This is a genomic window from Herpetosiphonaceae bacterium (genome assembly GCA_036374795.1).
In the GTDB taxonomy this organism is placed as follows: domain Bacteria; phylum Chloroflexota; class Chloroflexia; order Chloroflexales; family Kallotenuaceae; genus LB3-1.
The window spans coordinates 1-5543 of the sequence record DASUTC010000218.1 but is presented as its reverse complement, the minus strand read 5'-3'; the positions used below and the strand labels follow the sequence as shown (position 1 = coordinate 5543).

Annotated in this window: 4 protein-coding genes; all 4 read right to left on the bottom strand. The window is 59.7% G+C overall.

What is annotated here, in order from left to right; all coding sequences use genetic code 11:
- Positions 1-16 precede the first annotated feature (16 nt).
- Positions 17-916, bottom strand: a complete 900-nt coding sequence (gene opp4C, locus VFZ66_16245) for an oligopeptide ABC transporter permease (GenBank protein ID HEX6290742.1) — start codon at positions 914-916, stop codon at positions 17-19.
- A 72-nt stretch (positions 917-988) separates the two neighbouring features.
- Positions 989-2056 (bottom strand): ABC transporter permease, encoded by a 1068-nt coding sequence (locus VFZ66_16240; protein HEX6290741.1) that lies wholly within the window; start codon positions 2054-2056, stop codon positions 989-991.
- Between the two features lie 206 nt (positions 2057-2262).
- Positions 2263-4215 carry a peptide ABC transporter substrate-binding protein gene (locus VFZ66_16235; protein ID HEX6290740.1) on the bottom strand — a complete coding sequence of 651 codons (1953 nt, stop codon included), beginning with the start codon at positions 4213-4215 and terminating at the stop codon, positions 2263-2265.
- 366 nt (positions 4216-4581) lie between these two features.
- A partial coding sequence (gene rpoD, locus VFZ66_16230) for an RNA polymerase sigma factor RpoD (GenBank protein ID HEX6290739.1) occupies positions 4582-5543 on the bottom strand: 962 nt, incomplete at its 5' end.

Here is a 5543-nt window from a genome sequence, read left to right as displayed (position 1 = left end):
CGAGCGGCGCGAGAAATTACAGCTTCATGCGCGGGTCGAGCGCGTCGCGCAGGCCATCGCCCATGAAGTTGAAGCAGAGCGAGGTCAAAAAGATCGCCAGGCCGGGGAAGAACGCCTGCCAGGGATAGCGCTCCAAGACCGTCAGGCTACCGGCGTTCTGCAACATATTGCCCCACGACGCCTGCGGCGGCTGGACGCCGAAGCCCAGGTAGCTCAGCGCGGCCTCCAGAATGATGATCCCGCTCAAGCTCAGCGTCACATTGACGATGATCGGCGCGAGCGCGTTCGGAACCATGTGCCGAAACATAATCCGCGCCTTGGAAGCGGCCAGCGCCCGCGATGCCTCAACAAACTCGCGCTCACGAATACTCAAGATCTGGCCGCGAATCAGGCGCGCGCTGCCGGTCCAGTTCGTCAGCACCAGCACGATGATCAGCAGCCGGATACTGGGGCTGAAAATCGTGATCAGCACCAGCAAAATCGGCAGCAGCGGCAGCGTCAGCATAAAGTCGACGACGCGCATAATCAGCGCATCGACCCGCCCGCCGAAGTAGCCGCTGACCACGCCGATGATAATGCCCAGCGCATCGCTGCACAGCACCGTGATGAACGCGATCCCCAGCGATACACGTCCGGCGTGGATCACCCGCGAGAAAATATCGCGCCCGATGTAATCGGTGCCCATCAGGTGCTCCCACGATGGCGGCAGATTCTTGTTCGGCGGAACATTGTAGTTCGGGTCGTATGAGGAGATCCAGGGCGCGGCGAGCGACATCATGATAATCGTGCCGAGCACAATCGTGCTGAGGACCGCCAGGCGGTGCCGTGCGTAGCGCCGCAGCACGGTGATAATCGGGTTTTCAACCTTATTCTGAAGGATCTCGGAGCCTTCCATCTGTGGCGTAGCAACAGCCATATCTTCCTACCTTTGTATCATGCTTCCGGATTCGGATCGTAGACGGATCGCCGGGTGTCGGTCCGTCAGCGGCTAGTCAAGCCGGATACGTGGGTCGGCAACCGTGTACAGGATGTCGGCCAGCAAATTGGCGATGACGATCAAGATCGCGTTGATCAGCAAAAACGCTGACACGATCGGCCAGTCTTTCTGCCCCAGCGCCTGGATATACAAGAAGCCCAGCCCTTTATAGTTGAAGATCGTCTCGGTAATCAGCGCGCCGCTGAAGACGTTGGGGATCGTGAACACAAAGATTGTGATCAGCGGGATCAGCGCGTTGCGCATCGCGTGCTTGAGCACCACGACGCGCTCGCGCAGCCCCTTGGCGCGCGCCGTGCGCACATAGTCTTGCTTGAGCACCTCAAGCATCGACGAGCGCAGGAAGCGGCTAAACCCGGCCAGATTGAGCAGGCCAAGCACCACCACCGGCATCACCAGATGCATCACCCGATCCGTAAGTGATCGCGCCTCGACCGTGCCCAGGCCTGGCACGGTATAATCGCGGAGCGCCAGCACATCGCCGGTCGGGAAGTAGAAGAAGCCCTTGCGGTGCATCGCCAGCGTCGCCGCGATCAGCATCAGGCCAAACCAGAAGGACGGCAGCGAAATACCCAGGAAGCTAAAGGTGGTGAAGAAGTAGTCGAGCCGCGAGTACTGCTTCACTGCCGAGTACACGCCGATCGGGATCGCCAGCAACACTGAAAGCAGCGTCGAGGTAATCATCAGGCGCAGGGTGTCAGGCAGCCGCCGCCCGATCACCTCCATCACCGATCGGTTACGCTCGATCTTCCACGAAACGCCCCAGTCGCCGCGAATAATGCCCTTGCGCTCACCCGCGTACTGCTCCAGGCCAACGTTGTCGAGCCAGGTATCGCCCGCCAGCCAGGTGACATACTGCAAATAGAGCGGCTTATCCAGGCCCATCGCCTTCTGCATACGCTGGATGTCGCCCGCGCTGGGCCGCGCGCGGGGATCGCTCTGCTCCAGCAGGGCATCCAACGGACCGCCCGGCACAAGGCTCAAAATAACGTACACAACGATGGTAGAGATTAAGAGCACAAGGCCCATCTGGAAGAAGCGTCGGATCAGAAATGTAACCATATCCTGTCGTTACTCCTCGTGCGCCGTGAGGCCGGGGGTTTGGGGGAAGCCCCCAAAAATTCCCTTGCTAGAGAGCTAGAAACAAAAGCTAGGGCTAATCATAATACATTTTTCGATTTAGATGATCTCAGCTCCGTCTCAGACGAGGTAGCGGCGTGGGGATGAAGGCTTGCTCCATCCCCACGTCCACACCGTTTCACCAACGACTACTTGTTGATGTCGAGGTCTTCGATATTGAACAGGTCGCGGTCGCTGGTCGGGTCGAGCTTGATGCCCGTGACCGCCGGGTTGAACGCGCCGACGTTCACGCGCTGATACAGCGGGAAGGTCGGAAGCTCCTTGTTGGCGATCACCAGCGGAGCCTTATCCAGCTCGCGGCGCTTCTCCTTGTTCAGCTCGATCGTGGTCGCCTTGGCAGCCGCGTCGAACTCAGAATTGCTATAGCCGGGGTTGTTCTGGCCGGAGTAGTTATTCTCCGGAGTCGGGATGAAGTCGCTGCGGTACAGAGTGTGCGACGGATCGACGCCCGAACCCCAGGCGTACATCGCCAGGTCGAAGCGGCGGCTGTCGAGAATACCCTCAGCGCCTTCCTTGAAGAGCACCTCAGGACCGGGCACGAACTCAAGCTTGATGTCGATGCCGACTTCCTTCAGGTTCTGCTGAATGATCTCGGCAGCGGCCTGGCGCGTGGCGTTGCCCTGCGTGGTGTAGAACGTCACCGAGAACTTGCGGCCATCCTTCTCCAGAATGCCGTCCGAGCCAGCCGTCCAGCCAACGTCGCTGAGCAACTGCTTGGCCTTCTCAGGATCGAAGTTGTATGGCTCCAGCTCGGAGTCGCCCGGATAAGACGGGTGATCCGACGGGACGTAGGTGTTCATCACCGTGGTCTTGCCGAAGAGCACGTTGTCGATGATCTGCTGGCGGTTGATCGCGTAGGCCACCGCCTGGCGCGTGCGCACATCGTCGAAGAACGAGGGCTGGTCATCGCCACGGACGATACCGAAGTCGATGTGCTCCCAGGTCGTCGACGGAACGTACTGTGCCGTGACCTTGTTAGCGGCTTCCATGTCGTCAAGCTGCGGTGCCTGGCCCAGCGTCAGACCGACGGTGCCGGCGTAGTCGATCTGGCCGCTTTCGAGCTGCGCGATCAACTGCTCCTGGTCGGCAACGTACTTGTAGACCACCGTGCCGATCTTGGGCTGCTTGAAGAAGTACGGGTTCGACACGAGCGTCGTCGACTCGCCGGGGATGTGCTCCTGAACCATGTACGGGCCGTACGACCACGGATGGCTGGTTTCCTGATCGCGGATCTCTTCGATCGACTGGCCGCTGTACTTGTGGGTAGGCATAAAGCCAACGAAGGTGAGGTAGTAGTCGAAGTCCAGGTAGCCCGGAGCGTACTGCTGGATGACGGTGTAGTCGTCGGGCGTGTCAACGCTCAGCGTGCGATCGATGGTGTAGCGCACCGGAAGCTGAAGCGTCGGGTCTTTCTTGATGCGGAAGGCTTCCTTAGCGTCCGCCGACGTCACCGGCGTGCCGTCTTCCCAGCGGAGCTGCTCGTTGAGCTTGAAGGTCAGCGTCAACTGCGGCAGCTCGGACGGGATCTCAATGCCGGCCTCCTGGGCAACCGCCGTATCGGTGACGAGCGTGCCGTCGATCACGATCGGGCTCTCCGCGCTGATCTTGCTGGGATCGACCGTGACGGTCTCCGTCACTGCGCCGCCGTTCTCGAAGGTCGGGAACTCATCGTAGCAGTAGCGCACCTGGTAATCGTAGCTCAGGTTGTCGTAGCAGTAGAAGCCGCCGATCTCACGGCCCAGGCCGATACCCACCTCGTTGAGCATGCCGCTGGTGGTTTCGAGGCTGAACAGCGTATCAGGCGACTGGTTGTAGGCAGCAACGAAGACCTTGTCGTTGATCGGAGAGGGGGCTGCCGATGCTTCTGCTCCAGTAGTGGCGGTTTCAGCGGGTGATGGCGACGCTGCGGGCGATGGCGACGCTGCAGGCGATGCCGACGCTGCGGGCGATGCCGACGCTGCGGGCGATGGTGATGCCGCAGGCGGAGCGGTCGTGCCGCCACACGCCGCCAGGATCGGGACGATGAGGGCAATGATCAACGTCCAGGTAAACATCCTTGCACGTTGCGAATAACGGGACATCCTGTTGCTCCTTTATGAATGTACGGGTGGAGGAAAAACGGGCGATCCGGCGCCAGCCGGGTGACTGTAGTAAACGAACCCACTACCTCCTTTCCATCAGCTCTAGTCTATGGCGCTAACGAATGGCTGTAGTGCCTGCGCATTATACGGTAAGGTTTACTATTGTCAATCTGCTACGGCCCGCCTGCCATATGAATCCGCATGAGCTACGCCCGCTCGTCTCGACATCGGATCATTAAGCTACCACGATCTTTAACACCACCTAAAAACCCGCCCGGTTTAAAATTGCGGCCTGAGATTGACCGCCAATAACAAAGCCCTCCTCGCGCTGATCGAGGAGGGCCACAGCAGCATATGTCTCAGGGGCTAGTCAAGGTAGCCGCGCAGCTTTTTACCCAGGTGCGGGTGGCGCAGTTTGCGGAGCGCTACCGCTTCGATCTGCCGGATACGCTCACGAGTAATACCGAACTCCACGCCAACTTCTTCCAGCGTTCGGTATTTGCCATCTTTGAGGCCGTACCGCAGTTGAATGATTTTGCGCTCGCGCTCAGGTAATTTGTCGAGAACCTCATCGATCTGCTCGCGCAGCATCGTCTGCGCGGCGGCCTCGGCTGGTGTTGCCAGCCGCTCGTCTTCGATGAAGTCACCCATGCGGCCTTCGCCATCCTGGCCGACGGGCATTTCGAGCGAGAGGGGGTGCATCGAGGCTTCGAGCGTCCGCCGCACCTTGCCGGCGGTAATGCCCATCGCATCGGCGATCTCTTCGGGCGTCGGCTCGCGCTGCATCGACTGTTGCAGCTTGTGCGATGTCCGCTTCACCTGGGAGATCGCCTCGCCCATATGCACGGGCAGGCGAATCGTGCGGCTTTGATCGGCAATCGCGCGGGTGATCGCCTGGCGAATCCACCATGTTGCATAGGTCGAGAACTTATGACCCTTGGTGTAGTCGAACTTCTCAACCGCGCGCATCAGGCCGATATTGCCCTCTTGAATCAGATCCATCATCGTCAAGCCGTACGAGGTATACTTCTTGGCGATCGAGACGACGAGCCGCAGGTTGGCCTGGATCAGGTGGCGACGGGCTTCGTTCCCTGCTTCAACGAGCCGCTGGGCCACACACCGTTCTTCCCAATTCAGCATCTCATTACGCAGCATGTGCCGCGCATGATTTCCAGCCTCCATCGCCTTCGCCAACTCAACTTCCTGCTGGGCGGTTAGCAGCGAAACCTGGCCTATCTCTTGCAAATACATCCGCACAGGGTCGTCGATCGAGGATTCGGTAAGTTCGGGGAGTTGAGGGGAGGGCTCTTCGTCAAGCTGAAATGCTG

Excerpts from the sequence above, each read along its gene's own strand:
- VFZ66_16235 (HEX6290740.1), bottom strand. The coding sequence starts at position 4,215 with ATGTCCCGTTATTCGCAACGTGCAAGGATGTTTACCTGGACGTTGATC.
- opp4C (HEX6290742.1), bottom strand. The coding sequence starts at position 916 with ATGGCTGTTGCTACGCCACAGATGGAAGGCTCCGAGATCCTTCAGAAT.
- VFZ66_16240 (HEX6290741.1), bottom strand. The coding sequence starts at position 2,056 with ATGGTTACATTTCTGATCCGACGCTTCTTCCAGATGGGCCTTGTGCTC.